Raw genomic sequence first — 17,178 nt, 5'->3', positions numbered from 1 at the left:
CTTTCCTTGACCGAAATGTTAAGACAGGGTTAAGAATTTATGACTGTTAATAGCGAAGTCCTTTGGCTGATTTCAGGTCCAGATTCAGGGATCCCAAGAAGAGATTGGCCTTAATTTTCACAGGAATTTTGTTTTGATCCTGAGTCACCCAGACAGTCACAGGGTATTCGCCACGGAAAAGTTTGTTCTTGGGGATTTGTGGTGAAAAAATGTAGGTATCTACCTCGCCTAGGTCGGTTTTGATTTTCTCCTGACCCTCGTAGATTAATTTTATGTTATATATTTCTTTGTCAAAGAAACCTTTGATGTTTACACTCTGTCCCTTGTTCATTTTAGACAAGTCTAGGGTCCGGAGGTAATAGAATCCACTGACGATATCTTGCACGCTGCCGGGAAGATCAAATTCCTGAACCTTCTCCAGATTTTTATTCTCCCGATCATAGAGTTCCATGACGGCTTTTTTCTCCTGATGGTCAAAATACACCTTTTCATGCTTTCGGTATCTGCCTTCCTCGATGTGTCGATAAGATCTTGAGGGAAGCTTGGTTTCTTTATTCCAAATCGTGCCCCAGTTGTCATTTACTCTTCCAAAAATGGTGGCGGCCCCTTTGGTTTTTCCGTAGACGTCGATTTTGAAATGCTCCTTGTCCTCGATTTTCTCGGGATTTTTGGCAATGACCATTTTGGCATCAGCAAGGTTAAACCAGCCATAGCTTACTTCGAAATTCAACTCCTCCCCATAGGTGAAAGGAAAGTTTTTTTCCTGAGCCCATAGAGAAGGCTGAAAAAGAGCCAAAGCGAGAAGAAGTGATGTTATTTTAGTAATTACGTTCATCTTTTATGACAATCCCTGACAAAAAGCTGGTATTTTTATGCTTGGTACGAAAAAGCATGCCGAATAGTGACGAAAAATACGAATTTGCCTATCGAAAGCAAGTCGGCGGATGATTTTGGCCATGGCTTAGCAAGTTTTAACTTTATTTGAAATATCTATATCAATATCCACATGAGTAATAACGCAGAAAAATTAAAAGCACTACAACTGACCATCGATAAACTGGAGAAGGCCTATGGTAAGGGCACTGTCATGAAGCTTAGTGACAATCACGTAGCGGATATTCCTGCTATTTCTACCGGTTCGCTTGGTCTAGACCTGGCTCTGGGAGTTGGAGGTATTCCCCGTGGTCGTGTGATTGAGATTTATGGTCCGGAATCTTCCGGTAAGACGACTTTGACTATGCATTGCATTGCCGAAGCACAGAAAGCGGGTGGTTTAGCGGCATTTATTGATGCGGAGCATGCCTTTGATAAGACCTATGCCGAGAAACTGGGGATCGATATCGAGAACCTCTTGATCTCACAGCCTGACAACGGTGAGCAAGCTCTGGAGATTGCTGAGCATCTGATTCGTTCTGGAGCAATTGACATCATCGTGATTGACTCCGTGGCTGCTTTGGTGCCAAAAGGTGAATTGGAAGGTGAAATGGGAGATAGCAAAATGGGTCTTCAGGCTCGCTTGATGTCTCAGGCCTTGCGTAAGCTCACCGGTGCAATCAATAAGACGGGTTGTTCTTGTATTTTTATCAATCAGCTTCGCGAAAAGATCGGGGTGATGTTTGGAAATCCTGAGACTACTACGGGTGGTAATGCCTTGAAATTCTATGCTTCCGTACGTCTGGATATTCGTCGTATCGGGCAGATCAAAGAAAGTGCTGATAATGTCACCGGTAACCGTACCCGTGTCAAAGTGGTTAAGAATAAGGTGGCACCTCCTTTCAAAGTGGTGGAGTTTGACATCATGTACGGACAGGGGATTTCCAAAGTAGGGGAAATCATTGACTTGGGTGTTGAGTTTGATATTATCAAGAAAGCCGGCTCATGGTTCTCTTATAATGGAGAAAAACTAGGTCAAGGTCGAGATGCGGTGAAGAACTTAATTCTAGACAATCCTGAATTGATGGAAGAGCTAGAAACCAAAATCAAAGCTGCTTCAGGTCTGATTCCAGTTGACCCGGCAGGTGATATGGAAGAATAAGGTTTTTTGGAAAAAATAATGTTTTTATCAGAGGGAACGTCACTGCGAGCGAAGCGTGGCAGTCTCATGAAGTAAAGGCATTCTCTAAAGAAAGAAGAAGAATAGCAAGGCGGTCAGAAGACTTGATCGATTCGGAGAATAAATTTTATCAAAACAAAAAAAGGGAAGCCGTTGAAAGCTTCCCTTTTTTGATAGCAATTATTTTTAAGCTGTTCGAATCGCCTCAACAGGATCTAGTCGGGCGGCCAGGGTTGCCGGTACGATTCCGGATACCACGCCGATAATCGATGAGACACCCAAACCTAAAATGATATTGGCAGGGGAGAGGACTAGGTCCAAACTTCCAAGCTGCACAAAGCTGAGGAAGTACACTAGAATAATTCCAACCCCTCCTCCGATTAGACTTAAGCAGACCGCTTCAAAGAGGAACTGGAAAAGGATAAAGTAATTCTTAGCTCCCAGCGACTTTTGAATTCCGATGATGTTGGTACGCTCACGTACCGATACGAACATGATATTGGCGATACCAAAACCTCCAACAAGGATCGAAAATCCTCCGATCACCCAGCCTGCACCTGAGATTACATCAAATACAGACCCAATGGCATTTTGTAGAAACTCGGTTTTGTTTAGAGAAAAGGTATCGTCTTCGGTTGGCTTCAATGCCCTTTTTGCTCTCAGGAGACCAATCATTTCATTTTCAATATTGACCAAACCCACATCTTCTTCTTTTCCCTTGGCTGCAATGGTAGGATTGATACCATTTTTCCCGGTATTGAAAAGCTTGGTGAAAGTTGGGTAAGGAATGATACAGGCCTCGTCTTTGGATGGAAGATCAAATAGCCCACTACCTTCTTCTTCCAAGACACCTACTACGACAAACTTGAGTCCGCGCATTTTGAATTCTTTACCCAGTGCAGGCTCGTTAGGGAATAGGGTGGTGGCGATAGTTTTTCCAATTACTGCCAGGTTTCGGGCAGCTTTGATTTCATTTCCGTTGAAAAAACGCCCTTCCTCGATGGGTACATCGTAGACGTCTGAGTAGTCTTCGAAGGCTCCGGTCAATTGTACACCTTGGAAAGCATTACTTCCTGCTGCAACAGTGGTGCTAGCAGAAGCTGCGATGGTGATACCCTCAGCGGTGGTCAATCTGCTTTTTAGAAACTCATATTCCTCTACGGTGCTATTCGGTCTTCTGAAATATTTCCACCAGGGGAAATTTCCGGGAGGGCCAGACTGGAAGGGGAATTTGTCAACACGAATTACGTTGGTTCCTAGAAAGGAAAAGGATGATTTGATATTGTTTTCAAGGGAGTCAACCAGTGTGAATACCGCGATGATCGCGAAGATACCTACGGTCACACCCAATAGAGAAAGGGTGGTACGGGTAAGGTTAGATTTCAGTGCGTTGATAGCGAACCGGAAGCTTTCCCAAGAAAGTCTCAAAAATAACATGGCATTATAGTTGGTGAAATCAATCTCTAAAGTTAGCGGATTTTGCACATTATATTCTTATCTTTGCACTTTTTAGAGTGAAAAAACTCTAAAGAATCCCATTCATCTAAAACTTCTCTATGAAATTATCAGATTTCAAATTTGACGTCCCCAAAAAGCTTGTTGCTTTGTATCCAACGCCCAATCGGGATGAATCACGCTTGATGGTCGTTCACCGTAAAACCGGGGAATTTGAGCATCGATCTTTTAAAGATATTCTGGATTATTTTGACGAAGGTGATGTTTTTGTCACCAACGACACCAAAGTATTCCCGGCAAGATTATACGGCAACAAAGAGAAGACAGGAGCTGAGATCGAAGTTTTTCTTCTTCGCGAACTCAATCCTGAACTCCGACTGTGGGATGTTCTTGTAGATCCTGCGAGAAAAATCCGTGTAGGAAACAAACTTTACTTCGGCGATTCTGACTTAGTAGCTGAAGTCATTGACAACACCACCTCCAGGGGTCGTACGATCAGATTCCTTTTCGATGGCACTCCCGAAGAGTTCTACAAGGCTATCGACACCTTAGGTGAGACTCCATTATTGAAAGAAATCATTGACAGAAAGGTAGAGCCTGAAGATCGCGACCGTTACCAGACTGTTTTTGCGAAGAATGTCGGTGCAGTAGCTGCGCCTACAGCAGGGCTTCACTTTACACCGCATCTTTTGAAGCGATTGGAGCTGAAAGGTATCGAAGTGACGCCGATTACGCTTCATGTGGGTCTTGGTACTTTCAGACAAGTAGATGTCGAAGACTTGACGAAGCATAAGATGGATTCAGAGAATTATGATATTCCTGAGAAAACCGTCAAGCTCGTCAACGAAGCCCTAGATCACAAAAAGCGCGTGGTAGCAGTGGGTACGACCGTTCTCAAGACGGTGGAATCTTCTGTGACTGCCAGCAATCATCTGAAAGCTTCCAGCGGATGGACTGATAAGTTTATCATTCCGCCTTACGAGTTCAAGATCGCCAATGCGATGATTACGAATTTCCATTTGCCTGAATCTACTTTATTGATGACTGCAGCGGCATTCGGAGGCTATGATTTGATCATGAAAGCATACAAAGAAGCAATCAAAGAAAAGTATCGGTTCTTCTCCTACGGAGATGCGATGCTGATTCTCTAAATACTAAAAGCTCCCAAAAGGAGCTTTTTTTATTTTTACAGGGACTTAATCAGGAATTGACCTGAAGTAAATTTTGAAACTTTAGATTTGCAAAAAAATAAAATGCAAAAAGCGGCTGTACTAGTAGCCGGAGGTCGAGGGACGCGTATGGGTGCACCCATCTCCAAGCAATATCTTCCGATAGCAGGTTTGCCAATTCTGATGCATACCTTATCAGTTTTTCATCAAGTGGATTCAGCGATTGAATTGATTTTGGTGATTCCCAAAGACGATTTTGCTTATTGGAACGAGCTCTGTGAGAAGTTTCAGTTCCAGATACCCCATCAGCTAGTAGCGGGCGGTAATTCCAGATTTCAGTCTGTTAAAAACGGGATTTCCGCAATTTCTTTTGAGGAAGGTTTAGTGGCTATCCACGATGGCGTGCGGCCTTTTGTGAATGAGTCGGTCATCCAAGAGAGTTTTGAAAAAGCTGAGGAAAAAGGAAGCGCGGTAGCTGTGATTGCCTTGAAAGATTCCATTCGAAAGCTTACTGACGATGGAAAAAACTTTTATCAAGAGCGTCAATATTTCCGCTTGGTACAGACTCCACAAACTTTTGATTTGAAGCGGATCAGAAAGGCTTTTCAGGTTACCGAATTACCACAGTTTACAGACGATGCAACCGTGTATGAGCATCAGGGCTGGGAAGTGACACTTATCTCTGGAAATCCGGAAAATATTAAGATTACCACGCCGGAAGATATGGATTACGCAGAGTATTTGGCCGAAAGGAGAAACGGTCGGTAAAATTCTCCGGAGTTTTTACCGACTTTTTAGGCGCATTCACCGATTTTTCAACAGCCTAGTCGAATAGCATTCTTGAATTGGCAGTAGCAGAGATAGTTTTGATCATCAATTTTAAACAAACAAAGCGATGGCAAACTATTCTAAACCAAAATCCAACAATGACGGAGGCCTGATATTCGGGTTCATTATCCTCGGCCTTGGCGTTTTACTTTTACTTCGTAAGATCGGGATTTTCTATCCCTCCTGGTTACTCAGTTGGCCCATGATTCTCATTGTAATTGGCCTTGTGGTATCGATTAAGCATCAATTCAAATCCTTTTTTGGATTTATCATGCTCTTTTTCGGGGTGTATTTTCTGCTAGAGCGGGAATTCTATTTTGATTTCGGTCTTGAAAATTACCTACTTCCGCTCGGCTTGATAGCATTGGGTATCTACCTCATCACGCAGAAGCAAAAGGAAAAACGAATCATGGAGAATGTGCAGCAGCAAATGCATAATAAGCAATTCAAATCAAGTCCTTTGGACTCCAGCGATTCCAGCAGTGCAGAGGCTCAAGCCGGTTCAGATGAGTCGAAGTCAAATACCTCGGATGGAGCCAAGAAAAATTTTCAGGGTATTTCTGGGATTTCTTACAATGATCGGGTCAATATCGATGCAATTTTCTCAGGAGTGAATAAGCGAGTTTTATCCAAGAAATTTGAAGGTGGAAAACTGACTGCAGCATTTGGAGGAATAGATCTGGATCTGACGCAGGCAGATTTTTCAGGAACTGTTTATCTACAGATAGATGTAATCTTTGGAGGGACTAAGATTCTTGTGCCTCCCCACTGGGATGTCCGTGTCGAGATCACCAATATCGCTGCAGGTGTAGAAGATAAGCGAATGTATAGTCAGACAGAAGTAGATCCGGAGAAAGTATTGGTTCTTCGAGGCACCTGTTTCTTCGGTGGTTTGGAAATCAGATCCTTTTAATTGATTTTGAAGAAAAAATCAGCAATAAATGCTTGCTAGAGCTTTTCGATCTACCAGAACATACTATTGGATTATCCAAGGAGCAGGATTAGCCTGGCTCCTTGGTTCTTTTTTGGTCCTGAGCTACTATGGTGTTGAGGATCTGATTGCTGGAGTGGATAGTAGTGTTTTTTCGCTTGTATTTGTTGGAATGGTGACGGTCTTAGATAGGATTTTCACTTTTTACAATCCTAAAAGCGGGAAGATTCTAATTCTATTGGCTTTGCCTCTTGCGCTTTCATTCCTTTTGATATTTATCCATAAGCTGACTATGGCTTGGATATTTGTCGATTATCCTGATTATGTGGACTTTTTAAAGCAAAACCTCTATTTGAGATGGGCTATTTTGGCATTGGCTGGAGTCATGATTAGCCTGATAGCCATGCTTGTCTCCCGATTGGAGGAGCAGGAGCAAAGTCAGGATCGGGAATTGCATATGCTGGAGCTCAGCAAGGAAGCCGAGTTGAGTCAGTTAAGGCAGCAATTGCAACCGCATTTTTTGTTTAACAGTCTCAATTCTATCAGTGCTTTGGTAGTCAGTCAGCCTGAAAAAGCCAGAGAAATGGTATTGTTACTGTCAGATTTTCTGCGGGGAACTATCCGAAAGGATCTGAAGTCCTGGACTACTTTATCGGAGGAGTTGGAGTACTTGGAGATGTATTTTCAAATCGAAAAGGTACGCTTTGGACATAGACTTAAAGTCGAATTTGATATTTCGGATGATTCCCGTGAGTTGCAGATTCCTCAACTTTTGATTCAGCCTCTCCTTGAGAATGCAATCAAACACGGGTTGTACGGAGTAAGGGGAGATGTTCAAATTCGAGTTCAGGCTAGTGTCGAGTCGCCTTATCTTTTGGTCAAATTGCAGAATCCATACGACTCAGAAGTTCCCCAACAAAAAGGATTGGGCTTTGGACTGAGTTCTGTGAAGCGTAGGCTTTATTTACTTTTTGGTAGAAATGATCTGCTCAGCACCCTTTCAGAAGAAAATATATTTACTGTCACTTTGAAAATCCCCCAGCCAAAATGATCAAAACCCTCATTATCGATGATGAACCCCTAGCTGCGGGTATAGTCGAAGAATTTCTGAGATCAGATAGTCGTTTCGAAATTTTGGAAATATGTCAGGATGGTTTTGAAGGATTGAAAGCCATTCAAAAGTATCAGCCTGACTTGATTTTTCTGGATGTTCAGATGCCAAAGATCACGGGATTTGAGATGCTAGAGCTTTTGGATGAGCCTCCCGCTGTGATTTTTACCACGGCTTTTGATGAGTATGCGCTAGCTGCTTTTGACGCCAAGGCGATAGACTATTTGTTAAAGCCCTTTTCTAAATCACGATTCCAGCAAGCATTAAACCGTTTTCTGGAGCGATATGAAGTGGAGCAAGGTGGGCAAAATTCGGCTATTTCTTCGCTTGCCGAAAAAAGTCAGCGTCTCGTGGTACGGGTGAAAAATGAAATCAAAATTATCCCTGTCAATCAGGTAAGCTACTTCGAAGCGGCAGATGACTATGTCAATATTGTTACCGAATCAGGGGCTTTCTTAAAAAAGATGACCATGAAGTCCTTGGAAGAGGCACTTTCGCCCGATCGTTTTGCTAGGATTCATCGGTCCTATATTTTGAATCTCAATGAAGTCACACGGATAGAGCCCTATGAAAAGGATAGCTATTTAGTCTTTTTGAGAAATGGGAAAAAGCTACCTGTGAGCAAGACCGGGTATTCCCGACTGAGGCAGGTCTTGGGAATTTAAAATCCCAGGTAGAAAGAAAAAGCCCCGAAAAAATCCGAGGCTTTGGCATTAATATTCATCTTCATTAAAGAAGAAATCATCTTTGGTCGGGTAATCCGGCCAAATTTCTTCGATGGTCTCATAAGGTTCTCCATCATCTTCCAGTTCTTGGAGGTTTTCTACCACTTCCATCGGTGCACCAGAGCGAATTGCATAATCAATCAATTCGTCCTTGGTCGCTGGCCATGGAGCATCTTCCAAGTAGGAGGCTAGTTCGAGTGTCCAGTACATAGTATTCGTTTTAGAGTGTTCCGGAATTTAACCCGTAGTATTCATTAGACTTCCTATTACAAGCTCAAAACACTTCAAAATCAAACGCTTTACTGCATCTAGCTCAATCACCGTAGCGATGCTATGCTTCATTCGCTAAATGCTTGATTTTATTGTGTTTTGAACTTTCATTACGGATTCTAATGTATAATCCGGGTTTAAAGGCTGCAAAATTATCTATTTTTTTAAATATGTAAGCTTGTACTGATTATTTCTGAGAAAGTTGCTTCAAAACATAATTTTTTACGTCTACTTTCCGCTTCAGTCCAAATAACTTTTTCTTCATCATGATTTCAAAATCGCTGCTCCTGACCTGAAAATTGTCCGAATTATTTTGAGCAGTCTCATATTCTGTTTGATCTCGATGAAGAAGATCTCTCAGTAAAGCAGTTTTGATCTGATTTTGTTCCATTTCTGATTTTTGATCAAAATCAGCATACTTTCCATGCACAAGCTTGTCCAAGAAAGCTTTCTCAAAAACAATGTCTGAGAAGAATTGAAAGGACCGCGCTAGTAAATTCGCGTCTTTTGGTTTTCTGGGAGGAAGCTTTCTCCATTCTTGCTGAATTTCCTTCGCTCTTGCGATCAACTCAGGTGAAGTGTCCTTTCCGGCCAGTTTCTTGATTTCTTCAGTCAGCGTTTCCACCTTTTTCATCACCTCTCGGGGATGCATTTGTGGACCTGGATTGAGTGTTCGCTTGTATTTGGAGAAGATTCGGTTGTTCAGCTTGGAAAATTCGTCCCAAAGAGGCTGACGCTTTTCGGCAGGAACTTTCCCCGCAGACTTCCATTCTTTTTGGATTTTTTTACTGATCTCAAAGGCCATCTTCGCATCTGGCAAGTCATGAGCTTCTCGGGCCTGTACCACTAGTGACTCATAGACCTTGATGTTTTCCTCAGCCTGAAGGGCCATGCCTTCGAAGAAATGTCTACGGTTTTCGAAGAAATGCTGAACCGCTTCTTGGAATTGATTTTCAATCTCCTCTTCGAGTTCTTTTTCTACCGGACCGGTTTTGATCCAGCGCATTTTTAGGTCCTTAAATGCCTGTGCTGTTTCTTTCCAGTCTGTATCATCTTTGAGAGCTTCTGCCTCTTGGATAAGACCCTTTTTGATCTCTAGGTTTTTGGCACGATTGGCTTGGATGATTTCATTGAGGTATTCTTCCAGGCCGTTCAGCTCTTCGATCATCGGCACGAAATCACCCAAAGCATCGGATTCATAGAGCGAATCACGCAGGTGAATCAGCTTCATGAGGAAGGAACCCTTGTTTTGGTTTTCTTCAATATCCTTTTTGAGCTTCTCTACCTTCTCCTGAATCTGAGCAAATCTATCCTCAAAATAGGCAATGGTCGAAGGTTCATCTTCTTTCACCTCTCCAATTTCCCGATCAGGTTTTCCCAAAAATCCCTTCAGAAAGACCTTGTTGTCTTTGATATATCCGTACGGATGCTCCATTGCACTACAGTAGGTTAGGTGGTTGTTTTCAATTTTCCGCAAATTAATTAATTCAAAAGCACTTATCCTAAGAATGGCCTTTTTTTGCATCTTTGCTATTTAACGCAAATTTTCAGGAAAAATTCAACGCATGAGCGCAGAAAAAATCATCTTTTCGATGGCAGGGGTCTCAAAAGTCTATCCCCCGCAGAAAAAAGTACTCAAAGATATCTATCTCTCATTTTTCTATGGTGCCAAAATCGGTGTCCTAGGTTTGAATGGCTCGGGTAAGTCTTCCTTGCTCCGGATTATTGCAGGCATTGACAAGGATTACCTCGGCGAAGTGGTCTTTTCACCAGGATACTCAGTAGGAATGCTGGAGCAGGAACCTAAGCTCGATCCGACCAAAACCGTCAAAGAAGTCGTGGAAGAAGCCGTAGCTGATACGGTCAATCTGCTCAAAGAATTTGAAGAGATCAACGAAAAATTCATGGATCCGGCCTTGATGGAAGATCCGGATGCGATGAATAAGCTGATCGAGCGTCAGGGTGAGGTTCAGGAAAAACTGGACGCAGCCAATGCTTGGGAACTGGATGTCATGCTGGACAAGGCTATGGATGCCTTGAGACTTCCGCCTGCTGAGGCCAACGTAGCCAATCTTTCCGGAGGAGAAAAGCGAAGAGTGGCCCTTTGCCGTCTCCTGCTTATGGAGCCGGACGTACTCCTCTTGGATGAACCTACCAACCACTTGGATGCAGAATCTGTCCACTGGCTTGAGCAGCACTTGCAAAACTACAAGGGTACGGTCATAGCGGTGACTCACGATAGATACTTCTTGGATAATGTAGCCGGATGGATTTTGGAACTGGATCGGGGAGAAGGGATTCCGTGGAAAGGGAATTATTCCTCTTGGCTGGAGCAAAAGCAAAACCGACTGAAGCAGGAAGAAAAAACTGAATCCAAGCGTCAGAAGACCTTGGAGCGGGAATTGGAATGGATTCGTATGTCGCCCAAAGCCCGACAGTCTAAAGGCAAGGCCCGTCTAAATGCTTATGATAAACTGGTCGGAGAAGAAGCAAAAGAGAAAGAAGCGAAGTTGGAGCTTTTCATCCCGCCGGGTCCGCGTTTGGGTGCCAAAGTGATAGAGGCAAATAATGTTTCGAAGGCTTATGGGGATAAGTTATTGTTTGAAAACTTAAGCTTTGCTTTGCCACAAGGCGGGATTGTCGGAATCATCGGTCCAAATGGAGCTGGTAAAACCACTTTGTTTAAACTGATCACCGGGCAGGAAAAGCCCGATTCAGGTAATTTTGAAGTCGGAGAGACCGTTAAACTGGCTTATGTGGATCAGGAACATGATTCTTTGGATCCGAATAAGACGGTTTATCAGATTATTTCGGATGGGAATGAGCATATGAAACTAGGCAACAAGGAAGTGAATTCCCGTGCCTATGTGTCCAAGTTCAACTTTGCCGGAGCAGATCAGGAGAAGAAAGTCGGGGTGCTTTCAGGAGGGGAGCGGAACCGGGTTCACTTGGCCATGATGCTCAAGGAAGGCGGTAACTTGCTGCTTTTAGATGAACCTACCAACGACTTGGATGTAAACACGCTACGAGCTTTGGAAGAAGCTTTGGAAAACTTCGGTGGCTGTGCGGTGATCATTTCCCACGACCGTTGGTTCTTGGATAGAATTTGTACCCACATTTTGGCATTCGAAGGTGATTCTCAGGTATATTGGTTTGAAGGAAACTTCACCGACTATGAGGAGAACAAGAAAAAACGGCTTGGTGATGTGACTCCAAAGCGAATTCGGTATAAGAATTTGAAGTAAACTTCACCTTTGAGTCCGCCACAGCGGACTCAAAGGTTTCTTGCTATCCTGCTTTTCCAAAAGCAGGATTTTTTTTGATTAAAGGAACGGGTTTCAAAAAATTTGGAGTTCCGAAAAATTCATCAACTTTTAGAAATCTTAAAGAATGCCTATTAACCTTGAATTCGGTAGTGTGAACTTGAAGTTTCTATTTTCAAAGATTGGAATAGGCAAGGAGACAAAAGCTAAATTTTTTTTCTAAAAATTTTTTTCTGTGTTCTTCGCAAAATCTCATTGCTTCAAAAACTAATTTCAAATTAATAGATGGAAAAAAAAATTAAATTCTGTTTTAAGGTTTTATTTCAATCAGTTTCAATGGTTTTTCGGATAGTCCAGTTGAAACAATTTTTTTGATTTTTCGATTTAGTATCTAGTTTTACTAGAAAAAACGTTTTTCTATTTGTTTAATTGACATGATGAATGCCCAAGTTCCAATAGTCATTTATTCACCTGACTTGGTTTTGTCAGGTTGGATACTGGTGGTTTTGGAGCTTGTATGTAGATCGCATCTTGACATATCAATATGGCAACAATGGATTTTATATTAAAAAGGATAGGTGTTTTAACTGTAATGTACTGGGTTGGGATTTTCTTAAAATACCTTTTAAGAAATTATACTAATTCATGGAGCTGGAATAAAAAAGAGAAATAAATGCAGAATATAACTGGGTTTAGTGTTCTAAAGATCTTATCTGGGGGAACAGTTATAAGTCTGGATGTATAAAAGTTAACAATTATGAAATTAAGGATCCCATACAATATCTTTATCTTTATTTGGTCTCTATTCGGTATAGCTATATTTATATATAGCCTTTCTAAAGATTTTATTATTTATCGATTTGCCAATATTTCAAGGCTTGAATTAATTGTTTATTTTAATATCCTTTTTCTTCTTTTACTTTATGCGTTCAAATATTTAAAGCATAGAAAGAAAATCAAGAAGTTGACTTAAGTATTTAAAAAGATGATTTAGGTATTTCTGATGATCGAATTGTTCGCATAAATAATATCAAAATTGTATTTTTATTAGATTATTCCAAGTCCGCCGTAGCCTTAAACCTTAATCAACCCCCTCAAAAAGAAATTCTTGAGGGGGTTGTTTTTTAACAATTAGTTTGATTTCTTACATAAAATATTTTTAGCCCATGAGTCAGCGAAGATTTAGATTTCACATAGCCATGATTCTGATTGCCTTGGTGATTGGAGGCCTTTCTTTATGGCAAAGTGGTTTTTGGCTTAATGAAGTAAATACTGTCCCTAATTTTACTGCGATGGCCATGGTTTTTCTGGTTATTTCGCAGGGAATGATGCTGAAAGCAGGATTGAAAAAAGGTAAAGAGTAGCTTGAATTTTTTAAAATAACTGACAGTCTATTGATATTTTCTGACTAATTATGAAGTCTATATTTAGAGGATCTTTTCTTTTTTTGATTGTCATAGGATTGTTTTCCTGTAACTCCGAGCAGGAGTATAGATCTGATACAGAAGAAAAAGAGATTTTGATTGACCTTGACCAGCCGATCACCTTCAAAGCCAGTCAATTTTTTGATACCTGTTTTATAGTTCCTTTGGATGATAGGGAGTTGATCGGGGAGGTAAGTGACGTGTATTTTGATCAAGAACAAATACTTATAACAGACAGGAAAATCACTCAGAGAATCTTTCAATTTGATTGGAAAGGGAATCTATTAAGGCTGATCGGAACTGAAGGTGAAGGACCGGGAGAGTATAAATTTCAGAGAGATGTGCAGCTCCTATCTGATGAAGAGATAATTATCTATAGTAATGCTACCAATAAACTGGTTTTTCAAAACATTTTTGAGAAAAAAGGACGCGATTTGAAATTAGATACACTAGGTCCATTGACGGATTTCAAGTGGTTCAATAGTAAGTATCACCTGACTCGGGAGAATAAATCGTATCAAAGTAATCAGATTATTATTCTTGATTCGTCCTTTAAGTTTTTAAAACAAATTGATTTAAATGAAAAGTTTCTTTCTCAAGATCAATCCAAATATGGGATGGGTAAGGATCACCATATCTTTCCAAAATGGGATAAAGAAGGTTTTTATTTTTCTGATACAGAAAATCCATATTTTTTGGACTTTGATAGTGATCAGCTCAAAAATATCTACCGTGTTCGCTTTTCAGAACGGGAGATTGATTATTCAAGAATCAGTACTGGTTCTGAACTAGGTAAGCTCAACATGGCCAGAGAGTTTAATTTGGCTTATTTTTCCAATAATTTACAAGTCCATTCTGACTTTATGTTTTTAGGCTATGGAGAAGGAATTTACTCTAAAATGGCTATTTGGGATAAAAAGTCACAAATAGCTTACCCAATAAAAAATATTGAGAATGATTTGACTATTATTCCTGACATCAATTCGATTGGAATTAGTGTAGAGCTCAGTTCTCAACCAGGATATCATCTATTCATGATAGATGCCCCTATGTTACTAGATTTATTAAAGGAGGTTGAAACAAAAGATAATTTTTACCTAGAGAGGTTGCGAGCTTTAAATATTCAGAGGGATGATAATCCAGTTTTGTTCTTTTTTCGATTCAAAAAAAGGGTAGAGTTAGGTTTTCCATAGGTCATATTAATGTATTCCTATTTCCTCCTCAACTCCAGCACCGTAATCTCCGGCCAAATTCCCACTCTTCCCGGAAAGGCCAAAAATCCAAAACCCCGATTGACGTGGAGGTAGCGACCCAATTCTTCATAGAGCCCGGCCCATTTTGGATATCGAAGGGAAGCGGGACTCCATCTGATAAATCCAGGAATTTCAATTCCAAACTGCATTCCGTGGGTATGCCCACTTAGGGTGAGATGGATCAGTTGGGAGAATTTTTTGACTACCTCATCAAAGTGGGAGGGATCGTGACTCATCAGAATCTTAAAACTTTTTTCCTCCAGATTGGCGGTAGCTTTGTTTAGATCCCCGTATTGAGCAAAGCCTTTTCCCCAGTTTTCCACCCCGATTAGGTCTATGCTGGAATTACCTTTTTGAATTTTTATGTTTTCGTTTCGAAGAAGTTTGAAGCCCAATTCTTCTTGAATTTGACAAAGGCGCTGAAGATTCTGGACTTTGGCTTCATTGCTTGGCCAAGCCACATAGTCCCCATAGTCATGATTACCCAAAATGGAATACTTACCCATCGGAGCCTTTAGCTTTTGGAAAGTCTCGATCCAGGGCTCCATTTCTCCTGCATGATTATTCACCAAGTCACCCGTAAATAGAATCATATCGGACTCCTGCTGATTGATCAGGTCCACTCCGTATTCGAGTTTCTCTTTGTTGTCGAAGCTTCCGGAGTGGATATCCGAAATTTGGGTGATAGTAAATCCATCAAATTCCTCCGGTAGGTCATCAAATTCCAGGGTATGCTTCATCACCCGGTAGCGGTATTTTCCAATCAATACCCCATGCAGGGTTCCCAAAAAAGGAATGGCAGAAAGTAGCAGGGCGGTTTGACTGATAAATTTCCGTCGCTCTGGCAAGAAATCCCCATTGTTAGTTCCACTGATCGACTGAAAAACACCTCTAACAACACGTGTGATATCTTCACCGAAAAGAAAAACCAGAATAATCAGCTTGGGAAGGATAGAAAGTACCAGAAGGGAGATTAGCCTTCCGAAATTCAAACCAACATTGATTCGGTCAAAAGTCAGGAAAACGAAGATTGCGAATAGGTAAATCCCTATTGAAAATGCCCAAAATCCGATTTTGACCCAGTTTTGATTTGGAAAAAGTGTTTTGAAGGCTTGGTAAGAATACCAATCAATAAGCCCTAGAAAGAGCAGAAAGAACAGAATACGGATAAAAACCACTTAGAAATAGAATTTTAAAGGAAGGAAATCGAGCAATAAAATAGGTAAACGGAAAGGATATAATCAAGTTGGAAAATCCTTTGGGTAAACCTGTTAGGCTGAAAGAAGTTTCGTAAGCTTCTGGATTTTCCTTTTCGCCTTGCATTTAAAAAATCACCTTACTTTTCCTTTTCTTTGTGACGAAATTTTTCACCAACCAGCCTATTACACTATGAGACAGCTACTCCTCAGACCAGGAGCCGAAGAACTCTCCTATGAAATTCGTGGAATTGTCAAGAAAGCAAGGCAAATCGAGGCCTTGGGCTATGGGATGACCTGGGAGAATATCGGGGATCCAATCCAGAAGAGTAATCGGATTCCAGACTGGATGAAATCCATCATTGCCGAGCTGCTTAAGGAAGATCAAACCTACGGATATGCCGACTCCAAAGGGGTTCTGGAAACTAGGAGATTTCTTGCTGATCTCAATAATGAAAAAGGAGGCGCTCAAATTTCGGCGGAAGATGTTTTATTCTTCAATGGGCTAGGGGATGCCATCGCCAAACTGTATCAATTTTTGGTACCAACGGCCCGGATCATCGGTCCTTCTCCTGCATACTCTACCCACAGCTCTGCAGAGGCGGCTCATGCCAATGCGGCTCCAATTACCTACAAACTCGATCCGGATAATCAGTGGCTTCCGGACATGGAGGACCTGTATCTGAAAGTCAAATACAACCCCTCCATTGTTGGGATTCTGATTATCAACCCCGACAATCCAACCGGGATGGTGTATCCCAAAGAGATTTTGGAAGGCTTTGTGAGAATAGCCGAGGAATTTAAGCTTCTGCTAATCGCTGATGAGATCTATCAGAATATTACCTACAATGGCATCAAAGCAGTCGCCCTCGCTGAAGTAATCGGAAACCGTCCTGCCATTTCATTGAAAGGAATTTCCAAGGAATTCCCATGGCCTGGGGCTCGTTGCGGTTGGATGGAGTTTTACAATCGGGAAGCTTCTGAAGAGTTTTCCAAACTCTGCCAGACATTAGAAAATGCCAAGATGATCGAGGTTTGCTCGACCATTTTACCCCAGCTATCCATTCCAAGGATTATGAGTCATCCTGCCTATTTCTCCTATCGAGGGAGAGCGAATGCACAAATTGGGAAGCGAAGTGAATGGATGCGGGAGATTTTGGGTGAAATTGATGGAATCAAGTTTAATCCAACCCAGGGGGCTTTTTACAATACCATTGTTTTTGAGGAAGGGAGACTTTCTGAAAATCAGTTTCTGCCGATCGAAGACCAGAAATTAAAAGACTTACTGGATTCTTGGCTCACTGAACCGAATATGCCATTGGATAAGCGATTTGTCTATTATTTACTAGCTGCTGAGCGGATTTGTGTCGTTCCGATTTCTTCTTTTTGTTCGGATTTGCGAGGATTTCGAGTGACGCTATTGGAGGAGAATGAGGATGTTTTTAAGGATACCTTCACTCGCCTCGGGAAGGCCATTCAGTCTTATTTGAATAGCTAGGA

General features: G+C 41.5%; 15 protein-coding genes. 10 read left to right on the top strand and 5 right to left on the bottom strand.

From position 1 onward, the window contains the following. Window positions 1-46: 46 nt before the first annotated feature. Window positions 47-835, bottom strand: coding sequence for a DUF3108 domain-containing protein (locus CDH51_RS08065; RefSeq protein WP_100628168.1), 789 nt, complete (start codon window positions 833-835; stop codon window positions 47-49). A gap of 171 nt (window positions 836-1,006) precedes the next feature. Here CDH51_RS08065 and recA point away from each other — a divergent pair, with 171 nt between their 5' ends. After that, complete coding sequence (recA, locus tag CDH51_RS08060) at window positions 1,007-2,035, top strand: recombinase RecA (RefSeq protein ID WP_026945282.1); 1,029 nt, start codon at window positions 1,007-1,009, stop codon at window positions 2,033-2,035. Window positions 2,036-2,239: 204 nt separating this feature from the next. On the opposite strand, the gene CDH51_RS08055 is transcribed toward recA, so the two are convergent. Continuing rightward, window positions 2,240-3,490, bottom strand: coding sequence for an ABC transporter permease (locus CDH51_RS08055; RefSeq protein ID WP_026945283.1), 1,251 nt, complete (start codon window positions 3,488-3,490; stop codon window positions 2,240-2,242). A 119-nt stretch (window positions 3,491-3,609) separates the two neighbouring features. Here CDH51_RS08055 and queA point away from each other — a divergent pair, with 119 nt between their 5' ends. From queA to CDH51_RS08030, 5 genes are all read left to right on the top strand, one after another. After that, window positions 3,610-4,659, top strand: coding sequence for a tRNA preQ1(34) S-adenosylmethionine ribosyltransferase-isomerase QueA (gene queA, locus CDH51_RS08050; RefSeq protein WP_026945284.1), 1,050 nt, complete (start codon window positions 3,610-3,612; stop codon window positions 4,657-4,659). Between the two features lie 102 nt (window positions 4,660-4,761). Next, on the top strand, window positions 4,762-5,445 hold the full coding sequence (locus CDH51_RS08045) for a 2-C-methyl-D-erythritol 4-phosphate cytidylyltransferase (RefSeq protein ID WP_100628167.1): 684 nt from the start codon (window positions 4,762-4,764) through the stop codon (window positions 5,443-5,445). 127 nt (window positions 5,446-5,572) lie between these two features. Beyond that, window positions 5,573-6,418 carry a LiaF transmembrane domain-containing protein gene (locus CDH51_RS08040; protein ID WP_100628166.1) on the top strand — a complete coding sequence of 282 codons (846 nt, stop codon included), beginning with the start codon at window positions 5,573-5,575 and terminating at the stop codon, window positions 6,416-6,418. Between the two features lie 28 nt (window positions 6,419-6,446). After that, the gene (locus CDH51_RS08035) at window positions 6,447-7,487 is read left to right on the top strand and encodes a sensor histidine kinase (protein WP_100628165.1); all 1,041 of its coding nucleotides are present in this window, start codon (window positions 6,447-6,449) and stop codon (window positions 7,485-7,487) included. Further along, window positions 7,484-8,212, top strand: coding sequence for a LytR/AlgR family response regulator transcription factor (locus tag CDH51_RS08030; RefSeq protein ID WP_100628164.1), 729 nt, complete (start codon window positions 7,484-7,486; stop codon window positions 8,210-8,212). The genes CDH51_RS08035 and CDH51_RS08030 overlap by 4 nt, the downstream gene beginning before the upstream one ends. 48 nt (window positions 8,213-8,260) lie before the next feature. On the opposite strand, the gene CDH51_RS08025 is transcribed toward CDH51_RS08030, so the two are convergent. Both CDH51_RS08025 and CDH51_RS08020 read right to left on the bottom strand, forming a co-directional pair. After that, on the bottom strand, window positions 8,261-8,482 hold the full coding sequence (locus CDH51_RS08025; protein ID WP_024284896.1) for a DUF2795 domain-containing protein: 222 nt from the start codon (window positions 8,480-8,482) through the stop codon (window positions 8,261-8,263). A 247-nt stretch (window positions 8,483-8,729) separates the two neighbouring features. After that, window positions 8,730-9,977 (bottom strand): DUF349 domain-containing protein, encoded by a 1,248-nt coding sequence (locus tag CDH51_RS08020; protein ID WP_026945289.1) that lies wholly within the window; start codon window positions 9,975-9,977, stop codon window positions 8,730-8,732. A 130-nt stretch (window positions 9,978-10,107) separates the two neighbouring features. Between CDH51_RS08020 and ettA the strand changes: the two genes are divergently transcribed. The 3 genes from ettA (at window position 10,108) to CDH51_RS08005 (ending at window position 14,422) form a co-directional block, all read left to right on the top strand. After that, the gene (ettA, locus tag CDH51_RS08015) at window positions 10,108-11,787 is read left to right on the top strand and encodes an energy-dependent translational throttle protein EttA (protein ID WP_100628163.1); all 1,680 of its coding nucleotides are present in this window, start codon (window positions 10,108-10,110) and stop codon (window positions 11,785-11,787) included. A gap of 1,184 nt (window positions 11,788-12,971) precedes the next feature. Beyond that, window positions 12,972-13,169, top strand: a complete 198-nt coding sequence (locus tag CDH51_RS08010; protein ID WP_100628162.1) for a hypothetical protein — start codon at window positions 12,972-12,974, stop codon at window positions 13,167-13,169. Between the two features lie 50 nt (window positions 13,170-13,219). After that, a complete protein-coding gene (locus tag CDH51_RS08005; RefSeq protein WP_100628161.1) occupies window positions 13,220-14,422 on the top strand; it encodes a 6-bladed beta-propeller in 1,203 nt (400 codons plus the stop codon). A 17-nt stretch (window positions 14,423-14,439) separates the two neighbouring features. On the opposite strand, the gene CDH51_RS08000 is transcribed toward CDH51_RS08005, so the two are convergent. After that, entirely contained in the window at window positions 14,440-15,660 is a 1,221-nt protein-coding gene (locus tag CDH51_RS08000; protein ID WP_100628160.1) for a metallophosphoesterase, read from the bottom strand. 211 nt (window positions 15,661-15,871) lie between these two features. On the opposite strand from CDH51_RS08000, the gene CDH51_RS07995 reads away from it, so the two are divergent. Continuing rightward, the gene (locus CDH51_RS07995; protein WP_100628159.1) at window positions 15,872-17,176 is read left to right on the top strand and encodes a pyridoxal phosphate-dependent aminotransferase; all 1,305 of its coding nucleotides are present in this window, start codon (window positions 15,872-15,874) and stop codon (window positions 17,174-17,176) included. Window positions 17,177-17,178 lie beyond the last annotated feature (2 nt).

Source organism: Algoriphagus formosus (assembly GCF_002807035.1).
In the GTDB taxonomy this organism is placed as follows: domain Bacteria; phylum Bacteroidota; class Bacteroidia; order Cytophagales; family Cyclobacteriaceae; genus Algoriphagus; species Algoriphagus formosus.
The sequence above is the reverse complement of the archived record's forward strand: the minus strand, read 5'-3'. Positions and strand labels throughout refer to the sequence as shown.